Consider the following 25716-nt stretch of genomic DNA (forward strand, 5'->3'; position numbering starts at 1 on the left):
GTTTATTAATTAGTGACTGCTCCTTTTTTCACTGCTATTCGCTCTAATAAAAAGATTGTTAAAAAACCTACTACAGCGAATAGAAGCGCATATAAAATTTGAGGTTCTCCCTCAAAATTTTGTGGGAGTACACTGCGTTCAATAAACGGAACTTCGTGGCCAGAGTGACTAAGCCTATATTGCAGTACCTCTTTCCACGGCCAAATTTTATTTAGGGCGCCAATCATAAATCCTGTGAGCACCGCAAGAATTAGGTTTTTATGATGTTTAAACATCCAATTTAATATTTTTGAAAAGGTTTTTAGTCCCAAAATAGCACCTACACCAAAAATTAAAAGTTTCCCTAAAGCACCGGTGAAAAGTGAGCTGTTTAAGGAGGTAACACCTTCTCCCATTTGGGTTACAATTCCAATTACAGTTGTATAGGCTCCTAAGAGTAAAAGTATAAATGCGCCGGAAATCCCGGGTAATATCATTGCGATAATTGCGATAAAACCAGCGAAGAAAAGAAACCAAGTGCTGTCTGGAGAGCCAATTGGGTCTGCAATTGTAATTAAATATGACGCTACAGACGCCAGTATTAAAGCCACAACTACAGCCAATCGCCAATTGGTTATCTGCTTTCCCACGTAAACAATACTTGCAATCACTAAGCCGAAGAAAAAAGACCAAACCATGATTGGGTAAACGTCTAAAAGCCAAGTGATAAGTTTTGCAAGAGAAATAATACTGATAAAAACACCCGAAAATAGGGCGAGTAAAAATCCGAGGTTATAATGATTCCACGCGTGTAAAAAGCCTTTGTTTTTCCACACCTTGAAAAAGCCCAAATCTATATTGTGAATGGTCTCAATAAGCTCTTCGTAGATACCTGAAATAAAAGCGATTGTGCCGCCCGAAACTCCCGGGACCACATCGGCGGCGCCCATGGCAAGTCCTTTTGCGGTTATTATTAAATACTGAATAAAATTTCTTTGAGGCATAGATTTACTTTACATATAACCCCAAAAATACAGAAATTAAATCGAAGGATTTTTGTGTTGTTTAATTATTTCAACAACCGATTTCAAACTAAATATTTGCGGAAATAACTCCTCAATTATCATCAAAAATTCGGGCTCAGATTTTAAAGCATTCTTTAAATGAAAAGCTCCTTTGTCATTTTCATTTAGCGTGTAGTATAGTCCAGAAAGCCTATATTCTATTTCGGCATGTTCGGGATAGAATTCTAAAGCTTGGTTAAAATTGTTTACGGCGGCTTCGTACTCTCCAAGATTGGTTAAAATATCGCCACGGGTTAACCAAGATTCTATTTCGTAATTGCCTAATTCCAAGGCTTTTCTAAAGCCCACTTCGGCCTCTTCAAATAGATTTAACTTGTTGTTTATTTTTGCATAACGCTTCCAATAAAGTACGTTTTCAGCATCTATATTTATTGCTTTTTCAATGTAATAAAGTGCTTTTTGAAACTGTTTGTTCTTTATGTAAAAATCGGTTATGGCAATCCATCCTTTGTCTAACAGCGAATCTTCGGCTACACATTTGGTGTAAAATTGAATTGCCATTTCGTCATTGCCTAACTTTTCGTAACATTTGCCCATTCGCAACAAAGCGTAGGAGGTAGGGTCGTCTAAACCTAGGGTAATGGAATAACTATCTATGGCTTCGGTATATCTTTTTAATTTTTCAAGTACCCTGCCTTTTTCCAGATATGCGCCTATAAAACGGTCGTCACTTATAATAGCAAAATCGTAAGCTGCAAGGGCTTTTTTGTAGTCTTTAAGCTCGTAATATTGTTTTCCTACTTGATGCCAAGCAACCTCGCAATACGGGTTTTTATTCAGAAAATCATTTAGATAATCAATCGCAGCTTCGTGCTCGTCTAAATATTCAAAACAGTAAATTACATTGTAAAGCGCCGAATAATCTTCTTGATCTATTTCTAAACATCGCATAAAATAAAGCTTGGCGTGGGTGTAATCTTCCAAAAAAAGATATTCCATTCCCAAAAGCGCCAGCACGTCGGCTTTGTCGTCTGTAATTTGTAAGGCTTGTTCCAAAAGTTGAATGGCCTCTTTATGCTTGTCGCGGCGCGAAAATATATTTGCTTTTTGAATAAATATTTCCTCGTTGCTCTGCTCTAATAAATACAGTTGATCCAACAGTTCATCGGCGATGTCTAATTGGTTTTCAAAAATGTACATTTCAATTCTAAAAAGCTTCAGATTTGTAGAGGTTGGATGCTGTTCCAGTCCTAATTTGGTTGCTTTTTTAGCTAGCGCAATCTTGCCGTTTTCGAGGTAGTGGTGCACTATTTCTTCAAATTCCTCTGAGTCGAAAAATAGAACGCTGTTGGTTTTCAGCATAGATTCAAATCTTTCCAGCGAGAAGTTGTTATGCTCGTTTGAACTTAATTGCATACGCACGGTTTAACGGGTTTCTTCTATTTTAAAGATAATAATGTATAAATAAGTTCAATAGTTATGCCGCGTTTCTTGTTAACGTAGTTATTAACAACAATAACGACTGTAAAGCATTGTAAATAAAAGGTTTGCTTGTTTTTTATCGGGCTTTTACCGTGTTTAATACATCTGTCAGTATTTTACACCCCTCCTCAATTTCGTCAATGCTAATGGTAAGCGGTGGCGTAATACGGATTGCGCGACCTTCAAAAAGTAACCAAAAAAGTATCAATCCACGGTCTTTACACGCCAGAATTACTTCGGAAGCAATTTCGGGAGTTTCCATCATTGCCGCCAACATTAAACCACTGCCCCGTACTTCTTTAATTAAGGGGTGTTTCAGCAGTTTTCTAAAAAGCTTTTCCTTTTGAAGTGTTGCTGCAATAATATTGGTTTCCGTTAATTCCTGAAGGGTTGCCAAAGCGGCAGAAGCAATTACCGGGTTTCCGCCAAAAGTGGTAATATGACCCAATTTGGGGTTGTCTTGTAATAAAGCCATTACCTCGTGCGATGCTGTAAATGCACCAATTGGCAGGCCACCCCCCATGCCTTTACCCATTACTAAAATATCTGGCACTATGCCGAAATGTTCGAATGCAAAGAGTTTTCCGGTTCTACCGAACCCCGGTTGAATTTCGTCTAAAATTAATAGTGCTCCCGTTTCATCGCAACGTTGGCGAACCTTTTTTAAATAATCGTTTTCCGGCTGAATAAAACCTGCGCCACCTTGAATGGTTTCCAAAATAATTGCCGCAGTTTCTGAAGTGATTTTTTGAAGATCAGCTTCACTGTTAAAATTAATAGGGAAGCAGTCTGCCACCAGCGGTTTAAAAGCGTTTTTGCGTTCTTCAAAACCCATAACGCTCATAGCGCCCATGGTATTTCCGTGATATGCGTTTTTAGCATATAGCATTTGCGTTCGGCCCGTGGCACGTCGTGCGAGTTTTAGCGCGCCTTCTATGGCTTCTGTACCGCTGTTTACCAAATACGTGGTATTTAAATTTTCCGGAAGATTGGCTGCAAGTAGTTTTGCAAGTGCCACAGGTTGGTCTTGAATATACTCGCCATAAACCATGACGTGCAAATACTTTTCAACTTGATTTTTTATTGCCGAAGTTACGCGAGGATGACAATGCCCTAAAGTACAAGCAGAAACTCCAGCTACAAAATCTAGGTGCTTCTTGCCCGTAGTATCAAAAATATAGCTTCCGCGAGCATGCGATATCTCCATCGCCAGCGGCTGCGGGGTTGTTTGAGCTTGGTATTTATAAAAATCTTCTTTCATTTTTTTTTAGAATCTTCACGTCTTAACACCTTAGTGTCTTGGCGAGCCATTTTCCACGCAGAGACACAAAGTTTTTACCCCCCTTCAGGGATTGGCGGATTTTCAGTTTCAGGCTTTGGGTCGTCCGGTCTATTTTGAAGATCCTTCGGACTCAGTTTCGATTCTTCGGGCAGTTCTATTTCGTCTTCGGGTATATCTTCAAAGAATTCCCCTTCGTATTTCGGTAGCGGAATTCCCGTTATTTTTGGAAGCACGGGTGCAGGTTTTCCTTTGAATAAATCTTCAACTGAAAACAATCGTTCTTCTCCGCGCCACTGAAATCCCGGTAGCAATCGTGCATTTTCGGGTAACATTGAGGGCGGATACACTTTTCCATCGGCCTTTTTAATAAACCGAATTCCCGTGATTTGTTGCTCCGCTAAATACATCTGAATTGAGCTGGAAACCGTATTGTTTATCCCCACTAATTCGTCATTATCATTTCGAGAATAATAAATAACTTGTGTGTTTTTATTGATGTTTACAGTGTCTAATTCATTATTTGTAAAAAGCCCGATAAGCCGTTCGCCTTTCACTTGATTAAAACCCATACTGTCTTTTTGTACCAAAAATGCATTGTTAAAAACTTTTAAAGTATCGAGTTTGTCGGTAATTGTATCTGAAAGAAGATGGATTGTATCTCCCGTCATTTGGTTTTCACCGCTCCAAAGCACTGGATTTCGAAGTAGTTTGGTGATACCGCGTTTTTCATTTACATAAATAGAGTCGCATTTTCCGCTAGTAGGATCGTCTCCAGCTTTTCCCGGTTTAAACAGCCTAGCGCGATAAAATCCTCTAAGAATTCGGTTGTCAGGTTTTCCCGTTATTCGCAACGTGTCGGCGTGTACGTAAATAGAATCGCCATCGCGCACGGTAATTGCCACGGCGCGTTTGGTGATAAATACCGAATCTTTTTCGCGGAAAACTTCGGCATAATGCCCGCGAACTACACTTTTATTAATTGTGTCTAAAACGCGAATATTGTTGGTGGCCGAAGCAAAACTTTTATTTCGGTCAAAGTAAATACTGTCGCCGTAAAGCGTGCGGTTTTCGTAATCTACTTTTGAGTTTTTTACAAAATACCCCGTATCGCCACGGGTGTCGTAATACCCGCGCTCGCAGTAAACAGTACTGGTTTCGCTAACAATTGTGGAGGGCCCGTAAAGATAAGCAGCTCCCGTTTCTGAAAAGAAATCGAGTTGGTTGCTGTTTACGGTGTATTTGGGGTTAACTATTTTTACATTTTGAAGGAATTGATATTTTTTACTTTCGGCAAAATATCTTCCCGAACGGCTGGTTAATACGCTGGCCGTATCTTTAACCGTGCCGCCAGTTCGGTAATAGGCTTGCTGTTTTATACGGTCAAAATAGAGGGTGTCGGTTTTCAGGGTGGTTTTTGGTTCGGTTAAAACCACATCGCCACTGGCAAAGGCAAACTGAGTATTTCCGTTGTATTCAGCGTATTTACTGTTCATAGAAACAGTATCGCCCTGAGTAATTCGAACGTCGCCATAAGCTTTTACAAAGTTGCTCTTCATATAAACGAAGGCTTGGTCGCACCACATTTCTACCCCTTCGTGGACAATATAAACCTGCCCGGTATTGTCTTTGGTGTAGATGGCGGCATCGGGAAATTCAGGACGTATTTCCAAATACCCAGATTGAATATCGACTTTTTGTTTTTCTTGCGCGGAAAGATTTATTCCGAAGAAAAACAAAACAACAATACATATGAATGATGATATTTTCACAAAAGATTTATTTGTCATTAGCAACGAAAATATCAACAAAAAATTGATTACCGAACAATCGTTTGTTTTCTATCGGGTCCCACGGAAACAATCTTAATAGGTACTTCCAGTTCTTTTTCCAAGAAATCGATATAATTATTCAATTCTTTTGGCATTTTTGAAGCGTCGGTCATTTGGGTTAAATCTGCGTGCCAGCCATCCATTTCGGTGTAAACTGGCGTTATGTTTTCTGCTTCAATATTATACGGAAAATGATGAATTGTTTCTCCTTTATAATTATAGGCAGTACAAACTTTCAGGGTTTCAAAACCACTCAAAACATCGCCTTTCATCATAATTAATTGCGTAACGCCATTAACTTGAACTGCGTAACGCAAAGCCACTAAATCTAGCCAACCGCAACGTCTTGGACGGCCCGTGGTTGCGCCAAACTCGTTGCCGATGCGCCCCATAGATTCGCCAACTTCATCAAAAAGTTCAGTAGGGAAGGGGCCGCTACCAACGCGGGTGGTGTATGCTTTAAAAATTCCGAAGACTTCATTTATTTTTCCCGGTGCCACCCCTAAACCTGTACAAGCTCCAGCAGCTGTGGTGTTTGATGAAGTTACAAAAGGATAGGTTCCAAAATCGATATCGAGCAATGAACCTTGGGCTCCTTCCGCAAGAATGGTTTTACCATCTTTTTGAGCTTGATGTATATATTCTTCGCTATCAATAAAAGTTAGCGTTTTTAGCACTTCAACAGCTTCAAAGAAGTCTGCTTCAAGATCTGCCAAATCATATTGAACATCTACATTGTAAAAATCAATCATCGCTTCGTGCTTATCTGCTAAAGCGCGATATTTTGCTTGCCAGTTGTCCATTTCCAGATCCCCAACGCGAATACCGTTTCTACCTGTTTTGTCCATATAAGTGGGGCCAATGCCTTTAAGGGTAGAACCTATTTTCGCTTTTCCTTTTGATGCTTCGGAAGCAGCATCCAGCAAACGGTGTGTTGGTAAAATAAGATGTGCCTTACGTGAAATAAGTAAGCTTTTTGTAAGGTCTAAATTAAATTTTGCAAGGTTGTCCAGTTCTCTTTTAAAAATAACAGGATCAATTACTACTCCATTGCCGACCAAATTGATAGTGCCTTCGTGAAAAATTCCACTGGGAATGGTGTGTAGCACGTGCTTGTGGCCATCAAATTCTAAAGTATGTCCTGCATTTGGACCGCCTTGAAAACGCGCAATTATATCGTAGTTTTTTGTTAGGACATCGACAATTTTTCCTTTGCCTTCGTCGCCCCATTGTAGTCCAAGTAGTAAGTCTACTGCCATAATTTTTTATTGATTGTTCCCGTCATCGGTTGAAGCGGGTGTTTTTTTAGTTCCGTAGAAATATAGTGAATGGTTTGTTATTTCAATGTCAAAAACCTCTTCAATGGTTTTTTTAATACTGTGTATGCGCGGGTCGCAAAACTCAATTACTTCGCCATCTGCAAGAATAACGTGGTCGTGATTGCGATCAAAATACGATTTTTCGTAATGTGCTTGGTTTTGCCCAAATTGATGCTTGCGCACTAACCCACATTCCAAAAGTAATTCTATAGTATTGTAAAGGGTAGCACGACTAACACGGTAGTTTTTATTCTTCATATTTATATACAACGACTCAATATCAAAATGGTCGTCGTGATCGTAAATTTCTTGAAGAATGGCATAGCGCTCTGGCGTTTTCCGGTGACCTTTATCTTCGAGAAAACCGGTGAAAACGTTCTTTACAATTGCTTGATTTGTTATATCTGTTTTTGAACTCATAATTAAGGTTGCAAAGTTACTCAAATTTTGATTGTACGAGGAGGGAAAGTAAAGAAAAAGAAACTTTCAAAGTTGTCGCTAACATAAACATTTTAATCGGCATGTTTACTCCATAACCGTTTAAATGATTTTTTTATTATTCGCGTGTTACTTTATCAATTCCGTTTAATTTTTTAATATTTTCTACCAAGTTGTTTAAAATCGTTTTATTTTTTACAACAACAACTATCTTTCCTGTGAAAACCCCGTCATTACTATCAAAATGGACGCTTTTCATATCGATATGCAGGTTGTTTGAAACTACTTTTGTCACCCCGTTTACAAGCCCCATGGTGTCAATTCCTGTTATATTTAACACTGCTTTAAAATCGCGTTGCGTGCTGTCAATCCACTTGGCTGGCATAATGCGATAGCTGTAATTGCTTTGTAATTGTAATGCGTTAGGGCAATTGGTTTTATGGACCTTTATACCTTCGTTAACCGTTACAAAACCAAAAACATTATCACCCGGAATGGGATTGCAGCAATTTGCCATTTTGTAATCTAGCTTATCCTCGTTTTTGCCGAAAACAAGTTGGTCAAACTTTTCAGTTAATTCCTCTTTGTTTACATCTTCGGGCTTGTCTGGTTTTCTTATTCTATTTTTGAAGAAGCTAATAAAAGCGTTACTTCGCGATGCTGCAAAATCTTTTAATTTTGGATTGTCTATAATGCCTGCACCTACACGATAGTACAGATCGAGACTTGTTTTTACTTTAAAGAAAACTACTAACTGGTTGAGCAAGCTCTCGTCTAAATTGAGCTTCAGCGATTTTAATTTTCGCGCTAAGATTATTTTTCCTTCCTCGGCAAGTTGTTTCTTTTCATCTTTTAAAGAAGATTTAATTTTGGAACGGGCACGACCGGTTGTGGCGTAATTTAACCAGTTGGCCGTAGGTTTGGCGCTTTCCGAGGTTATTACTTCTACTTGATCGCCACTTTTAAGTTCATGGCTTAGCGGTACTAATTTGCCATTTACTTTGGTGCCGCGGGTATGCATTCCTATTTCGGTGTGTATGTGGAAGGCGAAATCTAAACCAGTGGCTCCTTTTGGCAACGAATACAAATCGCCCTTTGGAGAGAATACAAATATTTCTTTTGCATATAGATTCAATTTAAATTCTTCCACAAAATCTACAGCGCTAATCTCTGAATTCTCTAATGTTTCTTGCAATTTGTTCAGCCAGTTTTCAAGTCCCCCGTCGTCTTTTTCTTTGTTTTTGTATTTGTAGTGGGCGGCAAAACCTTTTTCGGCAATTTCGTTCATTCGCTCACTTCTTATTTGTACTTCTACCCATCGTCCTTTTGGACCCATTACGGTAATGTGCAAAGCTTCGTAGCCAGTAGATTTAGGTGAAGAAATCCAGTCGCGCAATCGGATGGGATTGGGACGAAAATGATCGGTAACGATAGAATATATTTTCCAAGCGAAGAATTTTTCGTTTTCAGGCGCGCTTTTGTAAATAATTCGAACAGCAAACTTGTCGTAAACCTCGTCAAAACTCACGTTCTGCGCTAGCATTTTTCTGCGAATTGAAAAGATTGATTTTGGACGACCTTTTATTTCGTATTCTAAATTTTCGGTATCTAGCGTGTTTTTAATTACATTGTTAAAAGCTTCAATATAAGCGTCCTGTTCTTCCTTACTTTCCTTAATTCTGCTTAAAATGTCTGCATAAACTTCAGGTTCAGTAAATTTTAATCCCAAATCCTCCAACTCCGATTTTATGTTGTAAAGCCCTATTCGGTGGGCGAGGGGTGCATAAATGTAAAGCGTTTCTGAAGCTATTTTTTGCTGCTTGTCTGGCGGCATGCTTTCCATAGTTTGCATATTGTGCAACCTATCTGCAATTTTTATGATAATTACCCGAATATCCTCATTCAGTGTAAGTAACATTTTCCGGAAATTTTCGGCTTGCATAGAAACATCTTCAGACATGTTTATATGAGCGATTTTTGTTAGACCGTCCACAATACGTGCAACCACAACGCCGAACATTCGTTCAATATCCTCTAACTTGTATTGGGTGTCTTCTACCACGTCGTGCAAAAGTGCGGCAGCAATAGATGTAGCGTCTAATCCAATCTCTGAAGCAACAATTTTAGCAACCGCAATGGGATGAAAAATATAAGCTTCGCCGCTTTTACGCCGCTGGTCTTTATGGGCATCTACGGCAAGGTCAAAGGCACTGCGAATAAGCTTTTTATCTTCTCTTGTAAGAGTTCTGTAGCTTATCTTTAGCAACTGTTTATACTGCTTTGCGAGCTCTTTTTTCTCTTCTTCTATTGCGGCTTCTGTCATAACCTAAATGTACTGATAACTAATTTAATTGACAAGAAAATTATCGCGACAGAATATAATTCGAAGATTTGTAAAACAAACACCGAAATTGCAGCTGGTTGAAATTATAGAAAGCCGTTTAGTATAATTTAACTGAGAATTAAAAATATGGCTTTTATCGTGCCAAAAGTTTATTCGAAACTTTATAGGAAGCAGAATATAAAAGTCCAGGTTGCGAAGTTTTAATCGTTAAAAACGCTCTTTTGTACCACCTTGGGTCTGTGGCTTTCTTTTTAAAATCGTCGTGGGCAACAGTTTCGTGAACTTCATTTTTTTGCCATGACTCAATGTTATAAATACCAATCCCGAAGTGTTGTGCACGTTCAAGAACAATTTCAAAATCCGCCTCAGAAAATAGATACACGTTCTCACTGTCGTCCCCATCATTCAAATTTTTCAAATCGGTAAAAATGTGTTTTTTTAAGAATTCAGCTTGTTCCATGTACTTGTTTCTATTGCGTTGTTTTGACACCTAATTGGTAATTGCAAAACTAATTGAAAATCTGTGAAGATTATAGAGAAGTTAGCTCGAATAATAATTTTCAAACTCAAGTAGTTTAACTTCCATCATTGTATTTATCGACAATATTTAATTATATCAATCTACAACAATTGCATCAGTTCAAAACAATCTTTTTGGTAACCAAATTTTTACCAGACTTAAAAACGCCGAGATAAATTCCAGTTTCCAAAGAGCTTAAGTCTATTGCATTAGTTGCGTTGTTAAGTGAAGATGTGTAAACCGTTTTTCCTAATATATTGAATACAGTAAGTTCAATATTCTCTTCGGAAAGTGTGTTTAATTTGACGGTAAATTTGCCATTGGAAGGATTGGGGTAAACAGTGATATTTTCAGCAAAACTGTTTTCAGAAACGCCTAACGGCTCGCGACCAACGGCAAAATGTAGGGCAGAACCCAAAGTGCCTTTCGTTACTTCAAAAACATAATTGGGATCCATGTTTTCAATAATGTCGTTGGGTCCGTGTGTGTAAGGCGATTCGTTATTTTCGTAAAGTCCCGTAATTACTTCACCGTTGTTTTCAAATGGAACATAGTCTGAACCGTAGGCGTATGAAATCTCGGTCTGCAAGCTTGAATACAGTCCAAAAGCGTTGGCCATTTCCTGCGTGGCTTGTGCAGATGCCGCATTGTTATAGTTTGGCGGACTTTCATCGCGTTCGCAAACAATGGTGTTGTTGTTCATACCTGCAACGCCGCCCACTTGGTCTATGTTTAAAACCAATTTAATGTCTAAGTTTTCGGGGATTACGGTATTATTCACATAAAATTCACTGCCAATTAGCCCTTCTTCTTCGCCGCTAAAGTGAATAAATTTAATGGAATATTCGGTGTCTACATCCTTCAGCAATCTTGCTAATTCCAGTATCAGTACGGTGCCGCTGCCGTTGTCGTTAGCGCCTGGACCGTTAACGGTGTCGTAGTGTCCATCAATTATTAAAAACGTATTTGGGTAAACGCTGCCCGTTTTTGTAACAATAATATTTGAAGTAGTTTGCCCGTAAACCGTAAAATCTTGCGTTTCAACAGCGGTATACCCCAAGGTTTGGTATCTGTTAATTATCCAGTCTTTTGCGTTTTCAATGGCGCCGGTTCCAGGCTCTTTAACACCAAAATCTACCAATGTAGTTAAATCGTCAAGTATGTTTGAAGCCGAAACGTTTTCGACAATTCCGTTGTAATAAGGATTGAAAACTTGGGCGCTACTAACCGAAATAGAGAAAAGAAAGAAGCAAAAAGTTAAGCGGAGTAGGGATTTCATTTAAAATATTTTTTGCGAAAGTATTTATTTTTCAATTAAAACGGATTTACATTTTAGGTTTTTGTGAAATATAATTCCAAATAACACAAACCCTTAGACAATTAACTAAAAGTTTTTGGCTCTGTGTATACTGAAAAATTCAGGTTTCTTTTAATCGGGAGAGGTAATTATAGCTGCGGTATCTTGTTATTTTAAGATGAAAATACTGCGATTTACTATTTAATTCTGGTGAAATAAAAGTCAGAAATATCGCTTAAAAGAAGATGTCCGTCTTCATTAATGGAATATTGTGTAGTTTCAATTTCGCCATTAAAATTGAGTGTTAATATATTTTGGTCTGTCGCCCACTCAAAGGTAACGGCGCTGGAAATACCTTGGGTATCATTTCCCTCACGTTGAATTTTAATACCGCTATTATCGGCGTGAAAAGTTAGTCTGTAATCAAACTCATCGTTAAAATCGCTTCGGCGCCACTCGCCAGTTAAATCTACTGTTTGCTTCTCGTCTTTTGGCTCGTCATTACACGCTATTACGGCAATTACAACAAAAAATAAGATGCTTGTTTTTAGTAATTTAAGGTTTTTCATAGCGTGTTCTATTTAGAATATTTACGGTTTATAAAGATTCGAATAAATACTATTTTAAATATTTTTATAATTGTGTTTAACTTTTTTCAAATGTAATCAAAAGCAGCAATTTTAGAATACGATTTTAACAGTTTCCAAATTATTTTTTTTTCACGAAATATAATTCCAAATATTCCGATACTTCACAAGCTGCGCATACGTATTTTTAATAGGAATATTTTCTTCCGCAGTAAGGTTGGGGTCTGCTTTTAGGGTTTGCATTGCGTAGCTACGGGCAATTTTCAATATTTCACTGTCTTTTACAATATCTGCGATGCGAAGGTTTAGCACGCCACTTTGTTGGGTGCCCATCAAATCGCCGGGGCCGCGAAGTTTTAAATCTACTTCGGCAATTTCAAAACCGTCGCTCGTGCGGACCATGGTCTCTAAACGTGTTTTTGCATCTGCCGAAAGTTTGTGGCCAGTCATTAAAATGCAATAACTCTGCTCTGCACCGCGACCAACTCTTCCGCGCAATTGATGTAATTGCGAAAGTCCAAAACGTTCCGCACTTTCAATAATCATTACACTGGCATTTGGTACGTTTACGCCAACTTCAATTACAGTTGTGGCTACCATAATTTGTGTTTCACCTTTTATAAACCGGTTCATTTCGTATTCTTTGTCGGCAGGTTTCATTTGTCCGTGAACGATGGAAACCTGAAATTCTGGCAACGGAAATTCGCGTACGATGCTCTCGTATCCGTCCATCAAATCCTTGTAATCCATGGTCTCACTTTCTTGTATTAAAGGGTACACAATATACACCTGTCTGCCCGTTAAAATTTCGTCTTTTATAAAGCGAAAAACCTTCAGTCTATTTGCATCAAAACGGTGCACAGTTTTTATGTCTTTTCTGCCCGGCGGAAGCTCGTCAATTACACTAATATCCAAGTCGCCATAAACACTCATGGCGAGGGTGCGTGGGATGGGGGTGGCTGTCATAACTAGGATGTGTGGGGGAATAGCCCCACCAACCTCCCCAGAGGGGCTTCCTTTATGCCATAATTTGCTGCGTTGCTCTACGCCAAAACGGTGTTGTTCATCCACAATTGCAAGCCCTAAATTTTTGAATTTTACCTTTTCTTCCAGTAGGGCATGAGTACCAATTAGGATGTCTAATTCGCCATTTTCTAGCTTTTCGTGAATTTCGCGTCTCTTTGAAGTTTTAGTTGAACCAGTTAATAACTCGATGCTGGTGTTCAGGTTTTTACATAATTCTAATAATCCATTATAGTGTTGGACTGACAAAATTTCAGTCGGTGCCATTAAACACGCTTGAAAACCGTTATCAAGTGCTATTAACATTGACATTAACGCTACTATTGTTTTCCCCGAACCCACATCGCCCTGCAAAAGCCGATTCATCTGTGCGTTGCTTCCCAAGTCGTTGCGAATTTCTTTGATTACCCGCTTCTGTGCGTTGGTTAATTCAAAGGGTAAATGTTCATTAAAAAAGGTGTTGAAGTTGTGCCCTATTTTATCAAAAGTGAAACCTTTAATCTTCGATTTATGGATGAGGTTTTTTCTTATTAATTGCAGTTGAATATAAAACAATTCTTCAAACTTTAATCGGTATTGTGCTCGTGCTAAATGCACCTGACTTTTTGGAAAATGTATGTTGAAAAGTGCCTCCTTTTTTGAGGCCAATTTTAACTGTTCTAAAAGTGGTTTTGAAAGGGTCTCGGCGAAGTTGTTTTTGCTCTCTAAAAACAGCTGCTGCATCAGCCCATTTATCACCCTATTTGTGATGCCGCTATTGGCTAATTTTTCGGTGGAAGGATACACGGGTTGCATCGCCGAACGAATACTTTTTTCGTGTGCCTCGAGCAATTCCATTTCGGGATGTGGCATAGAAAAACTGCCGTTGAAATAATTTGTTTTTCCAAAAATTACATAGGGAACATTCAGTTTTAAATTTTCGCGAATCCATTTTTGACCGCGAAACCAAACTAATTCGATGCTTCCTGTTTCATCAATAAAAGTTGCAACTAATCGTTTACCACGTTTTTGTTCTACAGTTTTAATGTGGGTAATTTTTCCCACAATTTGTACTTCGGCATTAGTTTGCTGTAATTGGCCAATTTTGTAGTATTGTGTTCTGTCTAAATATCTATTCGGAAAAAGATTCAACAAATCTTGAAAAGTGTGAATGCCCAATTCCTTTTTCAGTAGACTCGCTCTATTTGGGCCAACGCCTTTTAAGTAATCTATTGGAGTTTGCAAAAAATTGGCATTCATAAAACTAACTTGTTTTTTATTCGGAATAAAAATTTCATCCAAGATTACAACTAATGTAGTATAAAAGATATATTTGTTAAAATATTGGCTAATTTAATCATTCCAATCCATGAAATGTCCATCACAAAACATAAACTAATTTTTGGAAGTATTTTTAGACATTTCAACTTCCTTAAAACCTAACACTATTTAGAGATGAAAAAATGCTACTTTTTATTTGTTTTAACGTTTATACTCCAAGTTCCGGCATTTGCGGCTGCACTGGCTACACCGGAGCTGTCAACGAGGCTAACGGAAGATTACCCCCTTGAAATGCCCATTTTAAAACCGTACCCTATTTATATGAATGCTTCGGTAGATTCGCCCGATAGTATTTCGGAAGTAATTGTAAACATTAACGGCACAGATTACCCCGCAGTAGCTGAAACAGGTTTTTATTACTATTTGTGGACTCCAGCTAATTACGGAGCGCATACAATTGTAATTACCGCGAAAACAACCGACGGCGATGAAACTACACTTACCCGAAATATTACCGTAAATGATACCGCAACGACACAAGTAGTGCGAAGCTTGGAAGATGTGGTAATTGAATTTACCGGTCAAAACGACCGTTGGTATTACGGCACGCACACCTTTCCACAATTTGTGGGCGCTTATAACGATTTGAACGCTTTTTTGGAAGTGGAATGCCCAAATATTTCCGGAGGTTGCGACGACTGGGACCGTTGGGCTTTTATAGATGTAAAAGCACCAGATGGCAACTGGATTCAGTTAATTAGATACATTACCCCTTTTGGTGTAGGATGCAATCACCAATTAAATGTTACTGATTATTCGTCGCTGCTACAAGGTGAAGTAGAAATACGCGTTTTTATTGACACTTGGGGCACCGGAGGCTGGCAACTTACTTTAGACACAGAATATACCGCTGGCGCGCCACAATACGCTTACAGTAACGTTGTGGAAGTTTGGGACGACGGTTACGCCTTTGGCGATCCTGCAAACTTGCAACCCGTTGAAACTTTTAGTGTAGATATTCCTGCGCAGGTTGAGGCTTCGCATTTACGTGTTTCAAACACGGGTCACGGTTGGGGCGCTAATAACACTGCAAACGCAGCAGAATTTTTTAATGCCTATCACTATTTTGATATTGACGGTGTTGAAACTTTTGAGCAGCATCTTTTCAATTCCTGTAATCCCAATCCAGACAATTGTACAGAGCAGCAGGGGACGTGGCAGTATAACCGTTCAGGTTGGTGCCCAGGAGCCATTTCGCCACCGCATATTTACGATTTTTCACAATACGTAGGAACTACTTTTAATCTAGACTACCGATTTCATCCTTCGTATCAAGATTTTTGTCACCCAAACAATCCCGATTGTGTTTCGGGGCAAACTTGCCCAGATTGTAACGATGGTTACAACCCAATCTATTACGTAGATACGCACATTATTAACCATAGTAACAACCCAATGGTTTACGGTAATATTTTGGGTGTGAATAGTATAGATAACACACAGGTTTACGATATTTCGGTGTTTCCGAATCCTTCAAACGGCATCTTTCACATTAAAACGAAATACCCTGAAACTGAATCACGCTTGACTATTAATACGGTTGACGGCAAATCTGTAAAGGCGTATTACTTTAATTCGGTTGCCGAATTGAACAATTATTCTTTCGACGTTTCCAGCCTTTCAAACGGTGTTTATTTCATCAATCTTGAAAATTCTTACGGAACAGGTGTGAAAAGAATTATAATAGAATAGAAAAATATTTCATAGACTTTTAAAAAGGTTATTTTTGATATTCAAGAATAACCTTTTTTTATGCTTTATTTTTTGAAATTGAAGTCTACTATGTGGCAACGAAGATTTTCGACAATCCTATTTCTGCTATTTTTTGTATTTGTGGCAACCATTAAGTTGCAGGCACAGCAGACTGATGTTGTAAATTTTTTGAAGATTGAGGCTTCACTTGGTACGGTGGCTATTGAAAAGAAAATTGAAGGAAGATTTCTAACTACTTTTAAGATTTTAAAAGAAACGGATTCCATTTTTATGGATGCAATAAATATTCAAATTAATGATATTGAAACTGAAAATTTCAAAATAACTTCCGATGAAAAAAAGGTTTGGTTTGTTGGTGACTTTATCGCAGGGGAAACTTACAAAGCAGATTTTTATTATGAAATGAAGCCGAAACAAACCCTCTATTTTTTCGGTGATGAAATTTGGACTCAGGGACAAGGTAAATATACGTCGCATTGGTTGCCCAGCATGGACGATGTAAACGATAAAATTGAATTCGATTTACAGTTTTTAGCGCCAGTAGATAAAGTTGTAATTGCAAATGGCAAATTAATTGATTTCACTAATTTACACGAAGTAAATACGTGGCGTTTCAATATGAAAAACCCAATGTCCAGCTATCTCGTCGCCTTCGCCATAGGCGATTTCAAAAAAAAGGATCTCGTTTCAAATTCAGGAATTCCAATTGAATTGTATTATAAACCGAAAGATTCCCTAAAAGTTGAACCCACATATCGTTACAGCAAACAGATTTTCGACTTTTTAGAAACTGAAATAGGCGTGCCGTATCCGTGGCAAAATTACAAGCAAGTTCCCGTACGCGATTTTTTGTATGCCGGAATGGAAAATACCACTGCCACTTTTTTTTCCGAAGCTTTTATGGTGGATTCCACTGGTTTTAACGATAGAAATTACATAAATGTAAACGCCCACGAATTGGCGCATCAATGGTTTGGAAATTTGGTTACCGCATCGGCAAACGAGCATCATTGGTTACAGGAAGGTTTTGCGACTTATTACGCGCTGCTGGCGGAAAGAGACGTTTTTGGCGATGATTATTATTACTGGCAATTGTACCAAACCGCCGAGCAATTAAAGGCAATGAGCGATGAAGGCAAAGGGGAATCGCTTTTAAATCCGAAAGCGAGTTCGCTAACATTTTATCAAAAAGGAGCGTGGGCGTTGCATATTTTAAAGGAGTTGCTTGGCGAAGATACGTTTAATTTGGCCGTAGCGAATTATCTTTTAAAGTATCAATTTTATAATGTTACTACGGAAGACTTTTTGGACGAAGTACGAGCTGTTACTTTTGTAGATATTACGCAATGGGAAGAAGATTGGTTGTATCAATCGGCTTTTAAGGCGGAAGATGCTTATCAATCATTATTGAAATCGTCTTTTATAAATCAGTATTTTGAAATTTCTGCGCTTCGGGCGACTCCTTTTTCTGCTAAAAAAAATCAGTTAAAAAACGCACTGACTTTTCCGAACGATTTTATTGGGCAAGAAGCGGTTTATCAATTGATAGATGAACCACTTTCTGAAACGCTTCCGCTTTATAAAAATGCTTTTGAAAGTAATAATCTATATGTGCGGCAAGCTATTTCACTTTCGCTGCAAACCATTCCGAAAGTGCTTCAAACCGACTATGAAAGTCTGTTAAAAGACGAATCGTACGTAACAATGGAATCTGCTTTGTATCAATTATGGACACATTTTCCTGAAAAAAGAACAGATTATCTTAACCAAACAAAAGGTATTGAAGGTTTTCAGAATAAAAATATTAGGCAGTTGTGGCTGGCTTTGGCATTGATAACTGACGGGTATGAGAATTTAAAAAAAGAAAATTATTTAAATGAATTGAAAAGGTACACTTCCACAACTTACAGTTTCGAAATCCGTGAAAAGGCATTCAATTATGTAAACGAATTGCAACTTTGGGATTTAGAAACGCTGAAAAATTTGGCCGAAGCCTGTGTTCACCCTACGTGGCGTTTTGCAAAATCTTCAAAAGCGCTTTTAAACAACTTGCTTCAGGATAAAAAATACCACGAACAGCTGAAGGTTTTGGGCAGACAAGTATCTAGTAAAGCGGCTAATTATTTAAATTCAATACTAAAAGAATGAGAGCATTGGTAATTTCGGGCGGTGGAAGTAAAGGCGCATTTGCAGGCGGCGTGGCACAGTATTTAATTCAAAAACTGAACTATAAATACGATCTTTTTGTGGGCACATCTACCGGCAGTTTACTCATTTCGCACTTGGCTTTAGATAAAGTTGAAAAGATTAAAAACGTTTATACTTCAGTAAATCAAAAGAGTATATTTAACAGTTGTCCGTTTGTAATAAAGAAAGATAAATTTGGTGGAAAACAGATTGCAATTAGCCATTCCACGGTACTTCGGAATTTTATAAAAGGTAAAAAAACCTTTGGTGAAAGTTTAAACCTGCGAAAACTAATAGGTAAAACCGTAACCGAAGAAGAGTTTAATATTTTGAAAGCTTCAGAAAAAGAAGTGGTTGTAACGGTTTCCAACCTCTCCTTAAATCAAGTGGAATACAAATCTGTAAACGATTTTGAATACGAAGATTTTTTAGATTGGATTTGGATTTCTTCAAACTACACGCCATTTATGAGCCTTGTAAAAAAAGATGGTTGCGAATATGCCGATGGCGGTTTTGGAAGTATGGTGCCTATTGAAGAGGCTATAAATAGAGGTGCCACAAGTATAGACGTAATTATTTTGGAAACCGAAATCACTTATTACAACCGACTTCCTTCAAAAAATGTGTTTTCGTTGCTTACCAATATGCACAATTATATGGCAGACAGAATTGAAAAACAAAATATTCGAATTGGTAAATTTGTAGCAACTAATAAAGACGTTATTATTAACCTGTATTATACGCCAACGGTTTTGACGACCAACTCCTTAATTTTTGATAAAAAAATGATGACTAAATGGTGGGAGCTTGGGTATCAATACGCCGATCATAAAAACAACGAGCTCAACGAAATTCGTACACACGACGATTAACTCTAGTTTTAATGCAAGCTTAAAAAAGCTCGCTAACCTCTTTTTTAACGTAGGCCATTGCTTTTTGTGAGGGCGAAATTTCTTCCATAAAATGTTGCAATAACCATTCGCGCATTTTAACTACATCGCCGTTTTTTTCGTTCATTGCCGCTTGCCGAATAATATGGATTGTCGCATTTTTTGCAGCATTTACCAAATTCCAGCACTCGGGAGTAATATATATTTGCTGGGTTAAATTATGGTCGTATTCCTGTTCAATATTTTTCACCAGTAATTTTTCGTAATCGTCTTTTGAATCTGAAAAAGGCTTCACACGAATAAGCAGCTTTTTGGGATCAACGCGTTCTAAAAATAAAGTGATGCGTTCATAAGCCTGTAAACGAAGCGGTAAAACTTGTTTTTGTGCTTCTTTTTGAATTAGATACCTTCTTCGGCCTTCTTCGTTGGCGGTATGGCCTTTAAAGAAAAAGTAGGCGATTATCCCTACAACTATTGCGGGCAAAAGGTAGGCTACGTAACTTATAACTTGGGTTGCTTCTTCCATAGATTTTTTTAATAGTGAACAAACTTAAGGTGTTTACAGCGTTTTAACAATACAGTTTTGTAAAAATCAATATCGCACTTTATTCTCTTTCTTCATGGCTTTAACTTCTTTCTTGGCTTCTTTTTCGTGGAAATTTCCACCCAGATATTCACATTGCGAAAGTGCTTTCATACTTTCAAAAGGTACCGCGCATTTGTGATACATAAACGATTGCGATAAGGTTTTAATTAAATTTTTGTCGCCCACTGTAAGATCTACATCATCCATTGTAAACTGGCACGGATGCTCGTAACCACAGGCGTGGGTCATTTCCAATAATTCTTTTCTGAAGTTTTTAAAATAGAAATGTGCCCGCACAGACTTGTCCTCAATGTTTATACCGCGTTGCAACCATTTGTTTTGTGTTGCCACCCCACTGGGGCATTTATTTGTATGGCAAAGTTGCGCTTGAATACAGCCAATGCTCATCATAGCCTCACGTGCCACGTTTATTAAATCGGCACCCATGGAAAAGGCCATCGCGGCTTTGGCAGGGAAACCTAACTTTCCACTTCCTATAAAAACTATTTGATGGCAGATGTCGTGTTTTTTAAAGATTTTATACACTTCAGCAAAACCGTAAAGCCATGGTAACGATACGTGATCTGCAAAGCTTGGAGGCGAAGCACCGGTACCGCCTTCACCGCCGTCAATGGTAATAAAATCGGGACCTTTGCCAGTATCCTTCATTATTTTCGCCAACTCCTCCCATTCGTTTAAACGACCAACAGCCGATTTAATTCCCACGGGTAATCCCGTTGCTTCGGCAATGCTTTCCACAAATTCTACTAAACCTTTTATTCCTTTAAAAGCCGAATGATCTGGCGGGGAAAGTACATCTTTGCCTAAGGGCACGTGTCTAATTTCGGCAATTTCCGCCGTTATTTTTGAACCCGGTAATACGCCTCCCTTTCCGGGTTTTGCGCCTTGCGAAAGTTTTACTTCAATAGCGCGCACTTGTGGATTTTCATTTACAAGTTTCACCATTTTTTCCATGGAGAAATTTCCGTCTTCATCTCGCACCCCGAAGTACCCAGTGCCAAAATGAAATACAACATCCGCTCCCGTTTTATGATAGGGGGAAAGCCCACCTTCACCTGTATTGTGGTAAGCATACGCCATAGCACACCCTTTGTTTAAGGACTCTACAGCGCGCGCCGAAAGCGAACCAAAACTCATTGCTGAAACATTGATAATTGAAGTAGGACGATACGGACGGCGGCGTTTATGAAACCCACCCATAAGCTTGGCGCACGGTAAAAAATACGGATTTTTATAGTTGGGATTGTGTTTTTCAACTTTATATGGAAGCAATGAATTATTTATGAAAATATAGTTTGGCTCATAGATATCGCGGTCTGTTCCAAAACCTTCGTAGTTGTTTTCGTTTTTCGCCGAAGCGTATATCCACCCACGTTCAATGCGGTTAAAAGGAAGTTCTTCACGGTTATTAGCAACTATGTATTGCCTCAGTTCTGGCCCGATGCTTTCCAGCATATACCTAATATGCCCAATAAGCGGAAAGTTATGGCTAATGGTGTGGCGCTTATTGAAAAATATGTCGCGAATTACTACGAGCACTAAGAAAATTAAAACCCAACCCCACCAAGGAATTTGGGATAGAAAAGACAAGACAGAATTCATATATAGTTTTTTTATAAAGATATTTAAAAATATATGGTTTTTGAAAATTGTTAGTGGATAAAAGTTACTTCACAAACAAAATATTTGTTTATAATTTTTTCCAAAATCACTTCCTATAAATGCTTCATAATGGTTATTTTCACAGCTTGAAGATAATGAAGTTTTGGAAAAATATTTAGAACAACTTAATGAAGCTCAACTAGCACCAGTACTGCAAAAAGATGGCGCTATGATTGTAATTGCTGGGGCGGGATCTGGCAAAACTAGGGTGCTTACTTTTCGCATTGCTTACTTAATGTCTAAGGGAGTGGATCCATTTAATATATTGGCGCTCACCTTTACCAATAAAGCAGCGCGCGAGATGAAAAAGCGTATCTCGCAAATTGTTGGCTCCAGCGAGGCGAAGAATCTTTGGATGGGAACCTTTCACAGTATTTTTGCGAAAATACTTCGGTTTGAAGCCGATAAACTGGGCTACCCTTCAAACTTTACAATTTACGATACACAGGATTCGCAAAGCGTTATTCGTGCGGTTATTAAAGAAATGCACCTCGATAAGGACGTGTACAAATACAAGCAGGTTTACTCGCGCATTTCTTCGTATAAAAACAGTTTAATTACCGTAAAGGCATACTTCAGCAATCCTGAATTAATGGAGGCCGATGCAATGGCGAAAATGCCGCGTTTGGGCGATATCTACAAATCGTATGTTGACAAATGTTTTAAAGCTGGAGCAATGGACTTTGACGATTTGTTGCTAAAAACCAACGAGCTGCTTACCCGTTTTCCGGAAGTTTTAGCGAAGTACCAAAACCGTTTCCGATATATTTTGGTGGATGAGTACCAAGATACCAACCACAGCCAGTATTTAATTGTCCGCGCGCTTTCAGATAAATTTCAGAATATCTGCGTGGTGGGCGATGATGCCCAAAGTATTTACGCTTTCCGCGGGGCGAACATCAACAATATTTTAAATTTTCAAAAAGATTACGACGAGGTAAAAGTGTTTCGATTAGAACAGAATTACCGCTCCACAAAAAATATTGTAAACGCAGCAAATACCTTAATAGAAAAAAATAAAACGCGACTCGAAAAAGTAGTTTGGACCGCAAATGATGAAGGCAATAAAATTCTGGTAAACCGAACGATGACCGATGGCGACGAAGGCCGATTTGTTGCAAGTTCAATTTTTGAAAATAAAATGAACCATCAATTACACGATGGCGACTTTGCCGTTTTGTACCGAACAAATGCGCAAAGCCGCGCTATTGAAGATGCACTTCGAAAAAAAGACATTCCGTATAGAATTTATGGAGGCTTGAGTTTTTACCAACGAAAGGAGATTAAAGATGTATTGGCCTATATGAGGTTGTTACTAAACCCGAAAGACGAAGAGGCGCTAAAACGCGTAATTAACTATCCTGCCCGGGGCATTGGCGGCACTACAATGGAGCGATTGATTGTGGCTGCAAACCATTACAACCGTTCAATTTTTGAGGTGATGAAAAACATTGAAAAAATTGATTTAAAGATTAATTCGGGAACTAAAACGAAGTTGCAGGATTTTGTAACAATGATTGAAAGTTTTCAGGTTTTGAACCAAAATTATGACGCTTTCACCATTACTGAACACGTTACCAAAAAAACAGGTTTACTTCAAGAATTAAAAAAAGACGGCACGCCCGAAGGGATAGCCCGAATTGAGAATATTGAAGAACTGCTTAACGGGATGCGCGATTTTGTGGAAGAACAAAAGGAACTTGCAGACGCTACCGGCTCACTTGCCGAATTTATGGAGGATGTGGCTCTGGCAACAGATTTAGATAGCGACAAAGGCGATGATGATCGCGTAGCATTGATGACCGTGCATTTGGCAAAAGGCTTGGAATTTCCGTACGTGTATATCGTAGGAATGGAAGAAGAACTGTTTCCTAGCGGAATGAGTATGAATACACGAAGCGAATTGGAAGAGGAGCGAAGATTGTTTTACGTGGCGCTAACCCGCGCCGAAAAACAAGCCTATTTAACCTATACCCAATCGCGCTATCGTTGGGGAAAATTAATTGATGCCGAACCCAGTCGTTTTATTGAAGAAATTGACGCCAGCTTTTTGGAATACTTAACGCCAATAACCGAAAACAGATACAAACCACTTTTAGATGCCGATATTTTTGATGAGGTAGACCACAGCAAACTCAGATTAAAAAAACCAGTTGCTGGCAGAGCGCCCTCCGGCCCTACGGAAGCGCAACTTCGAAAACTGCGAAGATTGAAACCCGTTGCTAGCGATACAGATAAAAACTTCAACGCCAAAGATGCAAACTTAGAAAAGGGAACAATAGTAGAGCACGTTCGCTTCGGAAAAGGTAAAATTTTAAAAGTTGAAGGCGTGGGCGCAGACACCAAAGCCGAAATAGATTTTGAAAATGGAGGTTTAAAAAAGCTTTTGCTTCGTTTTGCAAAGTTGAAAGTGCTTGAATAATTTAATTTATTCTGAAATATTCCAGTAAATGGTAATTTAAAGTAGTAAGCCGTTATTACATATTTTAAGTAGGCTGCAAAACAGTTTTTACATAAAGTATATTTCAGGAAATTTCATTTTTGTTAAATTTCGAGTAACTTTAAATAAAATTTACTGTAATGGCCGAATTCATTAAAATATACGAAGAAAACCCAAACCCGAAAGAAATAAAACGCGTTGTAAAAATACTTCGCGAGGGGGGTGTAATAATCTACCCGAGCGATACCGTTTACGCGTTGGGATGCGATATTAAAAATAACCGTGCAATGGAGCGCGTGGCCCAATTACGCGGCGTAAAATTAGAGAAAGCAAACTTTTCTTTTGTGTGCGAAAACTTGAGCAATCTAAGCGATTATGTCAAGCAGATTGATACACCAACTTTCAAATTATTAAAACGAAATCTTCCCGGTCCGTACACTTTTATCTTACCCGGAAACAATAATCTACCCACTGTTTTTAAGAAGAAAAAAGAAGTGGGTATTCGTGTGCCAGATAACGCAATAACGCTCGCAATTGTGCGTGAACTAGGTAATCCAATAATTTCTACTTCTATAAAAGATGAAGATGAAGTAATTGAATACACCACCGATCCAGAGCTCATTCACGAAAAATGGGACAACCTTGTAAATTTAGTAATTGATGGTGGTTACGGCGGCAACATAGCATCAACGGTAGTTGATCTTACGGGGTTAGAGCCAGAGATAATTCGCGAAGGAAAAGGAAGTTTGGAACTTTAAATGTCACTTTTTTGTTTCTTCTGAAATTCGGAAAGTAAATATAGTGTTTGCTTGTTGAGTTGTTTTTTGAAAAAAGGAGTCCAGCCAAGAAAAAACCCTTTTAAACCCAAGGCTTGTTTTGCCCAATTGTAAAGATTAAAACTATCTTTATGATTTATAATCTTCCCGTCTTCAATTTTAAAAGTAGCATTTATAACATTGTGAATTTTCCTGCCCGTACTGCTAAAAGTATAAAAAGCTTCCCAATGGGCTTTTCCACCTTGGGGTGTATATTCAATGTTTGAGGCTATTACTCTAAAATCTTTTCCTTTTTGAGATTTACAAAGCATGCGCCACATGTTTTTGGCAGCTTCGCCTTGCAGCACGCCAAAAGCGGGGTCTTCAAAAACTATAGCGTCGTGATAGCATTCGGTCATGCGCGCGGCATCTAAATCTGCAAAGGCACTGTAGAATTTTTCAATAATATTTAATTGTTCTTTGCTAATGGCTTCAAAATTGAGCGTTATTTTTTCAATAAATGTTTTAAGCCACGATAGATGTTTTGTTCTAAAATGTCCATTTCGCCATCTGCGAGGAACAATTTTTTTATACTTCGGAAGGCTTCATCTATTTCTTCTTTAGAATATTCAAACCTTTCTATGGCAGCATTTATTTTTTGAATTTGTTGATAATCGTTGTCATCTTCAAATTCTTTTAAAATTTTGTGGTATTTTTTTTCTCCCACTCTCGATTTAATGTATTCCTTTTCTTCTTTCGAGACACTAAAATCGGCGTGGGCGCAATACAACAACATATAGCCTTTTAATTCTTCGTGGGTCCAAGTGGTGGTGAATTCGTCCATTTCTCTACAATTTTGGTATTGATTTATACGCTATACAAGATACAAAAAGCTTCGCAAATATGTGATTGTTTCAGAAAACAAAAAGAGGTCGTCTAAAAACTAATTAGGCGGCCTTTTATTTTATGCGCTACTTTTTAAGACCTTTCCCGGATTGGGTTATTGAGTTAATTGTT

General features: G+C 38.4%; 20 protein-coding genes. 5 read left to right on the plus strand and 15 right to left on the minus strand.

Features of this window, described 5'->3' with window-relative positions; all coding sequences use genetic code 11:
- Positions 1–5 precede the first annotated feature (5 nt).
- From K8089_RS11015 to recG, 11 genes are all read right to left on the minus strand, one after another.
- Positions 6–983 carry a DUF368 domain-containing protein gene (locus tag K8089_RS11015; protein WP_237603345.1) on the minus strand — a complete coding sequence of 326 codons (978 nt, stop codon included), beginning with the start codon at positions 981–983 and terminating at the stop codon, positions 6–8.
- Between the two features lie 36 nt (positions 984–1019).
- Positions 1020–2420, minus strand: coding sequence for a tetratricopeptide repeat protein (locus tag K8089_RS11020; RefSeq protein WP_237603346.1), 1401 nt, complete (start codon positions 2418–2420; stop codon positions 1020–1022).
- 142 nt (positions 2421–2562) lie between these two features.
- Positions 2563–3747, minus strand: coding sequence for an aspartate aminotransferase family protein (locus K8089_RS11025; RefSeq protein ID WP_237603347.1), 1185 nt, complete (start codon positions 3745–3747; stop codon positions 2563–2565).
- Positions 3748–3821: 74 nt separating this feature from the next.
- On the minus strand, positions 3822–5537 hold the full coding sequence (locus K8089_RS11030; protein WP_237603348.1) for an OstA-like protein: 1716 nt from the start codon (positions 5535–5537) through the stop codon (positions 3822–3824).
- Positions 5538–5584: 47 nt separating this feature from the next.
- Positions 5585–6856 carry an adenylosuccinate synthase gene (locus tag K8089_RS11035; protein WP_237603349.1) on the minus strand — a complete coding sequence of 424 codons (1272 nt, stop codon included), beginning with the start codon at positions 6854–6856 and terminating at the stop codon, positions 5585–5587.
- 6 nt (positions 6857–6862) lie between these two features.
- A complete protein-coding gene (locus tag K8089_RS11040; RefSeq protein ID WP_237603350.1) occupies positions 6863–7336 on the minus strand; it encodes a Fur family transcriptional regulator in 474 nt (157 codons plus the stop codon).
- 136 nt (positions 7337–7472) lie between these two features.
- Entirely contained in the window at positions 7473–9677 is a 2205-nt protein-coding gene (locus tag K8089_RS11045) for a RelA/SpoT family protein (protein WP_237603351.1), read from the minus strand.
- A 154-nt stretch (positions 9678–9831) separates the two neighbouring features.
- Positions 9832–10158, minus strand: coding sequence for a hypothetical protein (locus K8089_RS11050; RefSeq protein ID WP_237603352.1), 327 nt, complete (start codon positions 10156–10158; stop codon positions 9832–9834).
- 175 nt (positions 10159–10333) lie between these two features.
- A complete protein-coding gene (locus K8089_RS11055) occupies positions 10334–11497 on the minus strand; it encodes a M28 family peptidase (protein WP_237603353.1) in 1164 nt (387 codons plus the stop codon).
- Positions 11498–11712: 215 nt separating this feature from the next.
- Positions 11713–12084 carry a hypothetical protein gene (locus K8089_RS11060; protein WP_237603354.1) on the minus strand — a complete coding sequence of 124 codons (372 nt, stop codon included), beginning with the start codon at positions 12082–12084 and terminating at the stop codon, positions 11713–11715.
- Positions 12085–12234: 150 nt separating this feature from the next.
- The gene (recG, locus tag K8089_RS11065) at positions 12235–14364 is read right to left on the minus strand and encodes an ATP-dependent DNA helicase RecG (protein ID WP_237603355.1); all 2130 of its coding nucleotides are present in this window, start codon (positions 14362–14364) and stop codon (positions 12235–12237) included.
- 195 nt (positions 14365–14559) lie between these two features.
- Here recG and K8089_RS11070 point away from each other — a divergent pair, with 195 nt between their 5' ends.
- The 3 genes from K8089_RS11070 to K8089_RS11080 all read left to right on the plus strand — a co-directional run bounded on the left by K8089_RS11070 (position 14560) and on the right by K8089_RS11080 (position 19217).
- On the plus strand, positions 14560–16137 hold the full coding sequence (locus tag K8089_RS11070; protein ID WP_237603356.1) for a T9SS type A sorting domain-containing protein: 1578 nt from the start codon (positions 14560–14562) through the stop codon (positions 16135–16137).
- Between the two features lie 90 nt (positions 16138–16227).
- A complete protein-coding gene (locus K8089_RS11075; protein ID WP_237603357.1) occupies positions 16228–18306 on the plus strand; it encodes a M1 family metallopeptidase in 2079 nt (692 codons plus the stop codon).
- Positions 18303–19217 (plus strand): patatin-like phospholipase family protein, encoded by a 915-nt coding sequence (locus K8089_RS11080; protein ID WP_237603358.1) that lies wholly within the window; start codon positions 18303–18305, stop codon positions 19215–19217. The genes K8089_RS11075 and K8089_RS11080 overlap by 4 nt, the downstream gene beginning before the upstream one ends.
- A gap of 19 nt (positions 19218–19236) precedes the next feature.
- Here the strand turns inward: K8089_RS11080 and K8089_RS11085 are convergent, their stop codons facing one another.
- Both K8089_RS11085 and K8089_RS11090 read right to left on the minus strand, forming a co-directional pair.
- Entirely contained in the window at positions 19237–19761 is a 525-nt protein-coding gene (locus K8089_RS11085; protein ID WP_237603359.1) for a DUF7935 family protein, read from the minus strand.
- A gap of 66 nt (positions 19762–19827) precedes the next feature.
- Positions 19828–21444: an FMN-binding glutamate synthase family protein gene (locus tag K8089_RS11090; RefSeq protein ID WP_237603360.1), complete on the minus strand. Its 1617-nt coding sequence runs from the start codon at positions 21442–21444 to the stop codon at positions 19828–19830.
- A gap of 163 nt (positions 21445–21607) precedes the next feature.
- Between K8089_RS11090 and K8089_RS11095 the strand changes: the two genes are divergently transcribed.
- Positions 21608–23926, plus strand: a complete 2319-nt coding sequence (locus tag K8089_RS11095) for an ATP-dependent helicase (RefSeq protein WP_237603361.1) — start codon at positions 21608–21610, stop codon at positions 23924–23926.
- A 158-nt stretch (positions 23927–24084) separates the two neighbouring features.
- Positions 24085–24702, plus strand: a complete 618-nt coding sequence (locus tag K8089_RS11100; RefSeq protein ID WP_237603362.1) for an L-threonylcarbamoyladenylate synthase — start codon at positions 24085–24087, stop codon at positions 24700–24702.
- Here K8089_RS11100 and K8089_RS11105 read toward each other — a convergent pair.
- Together K8089_RS11105 and K8089_RS11110 are read right to left on the minus strand one after the other, a co-directional pair.
- A complete protein-coding gene (locus K8089_RS11105) occupies positions 24699–25217 on the minus strand; it encodes a nuclear transport factor 2 family protein (RefSeq protein WP_338149252.1) in 519 nt (172 codons plus the stop codon). The two genes, K8089_RS11100 and K8089_RS11105, sit on opposite strands and share 4 nt — an antisense overlap.
- Positions 25205–25543 (minus strand): tellurite resistance TerB family protein, encoded by a 339-nt coding sequence (locus K8089_RS11110; protein WP_237603364.1) that lies wholly within the window; start codon positions 25541–25543, stop codon positions 25205–25207. Before K8089_RS11110 ends, K8089_RS11105 begins: the two co-directional genes overlap by 13 nt.
- Between the last annotated feature and the right edge of the window lie 173 nt (positions 25544–25716).

Origin of the sequence: Aequorivita vitellina (genome assembly GCF_022008365.1) — a bacterium.
Taxonomy (GTDB): Bacteria; Bacteroidota; Bacteroidia; order Flavobacteriales; family Flavobacteriaceae; genus Aequorivita; species Aequorivita vitellina.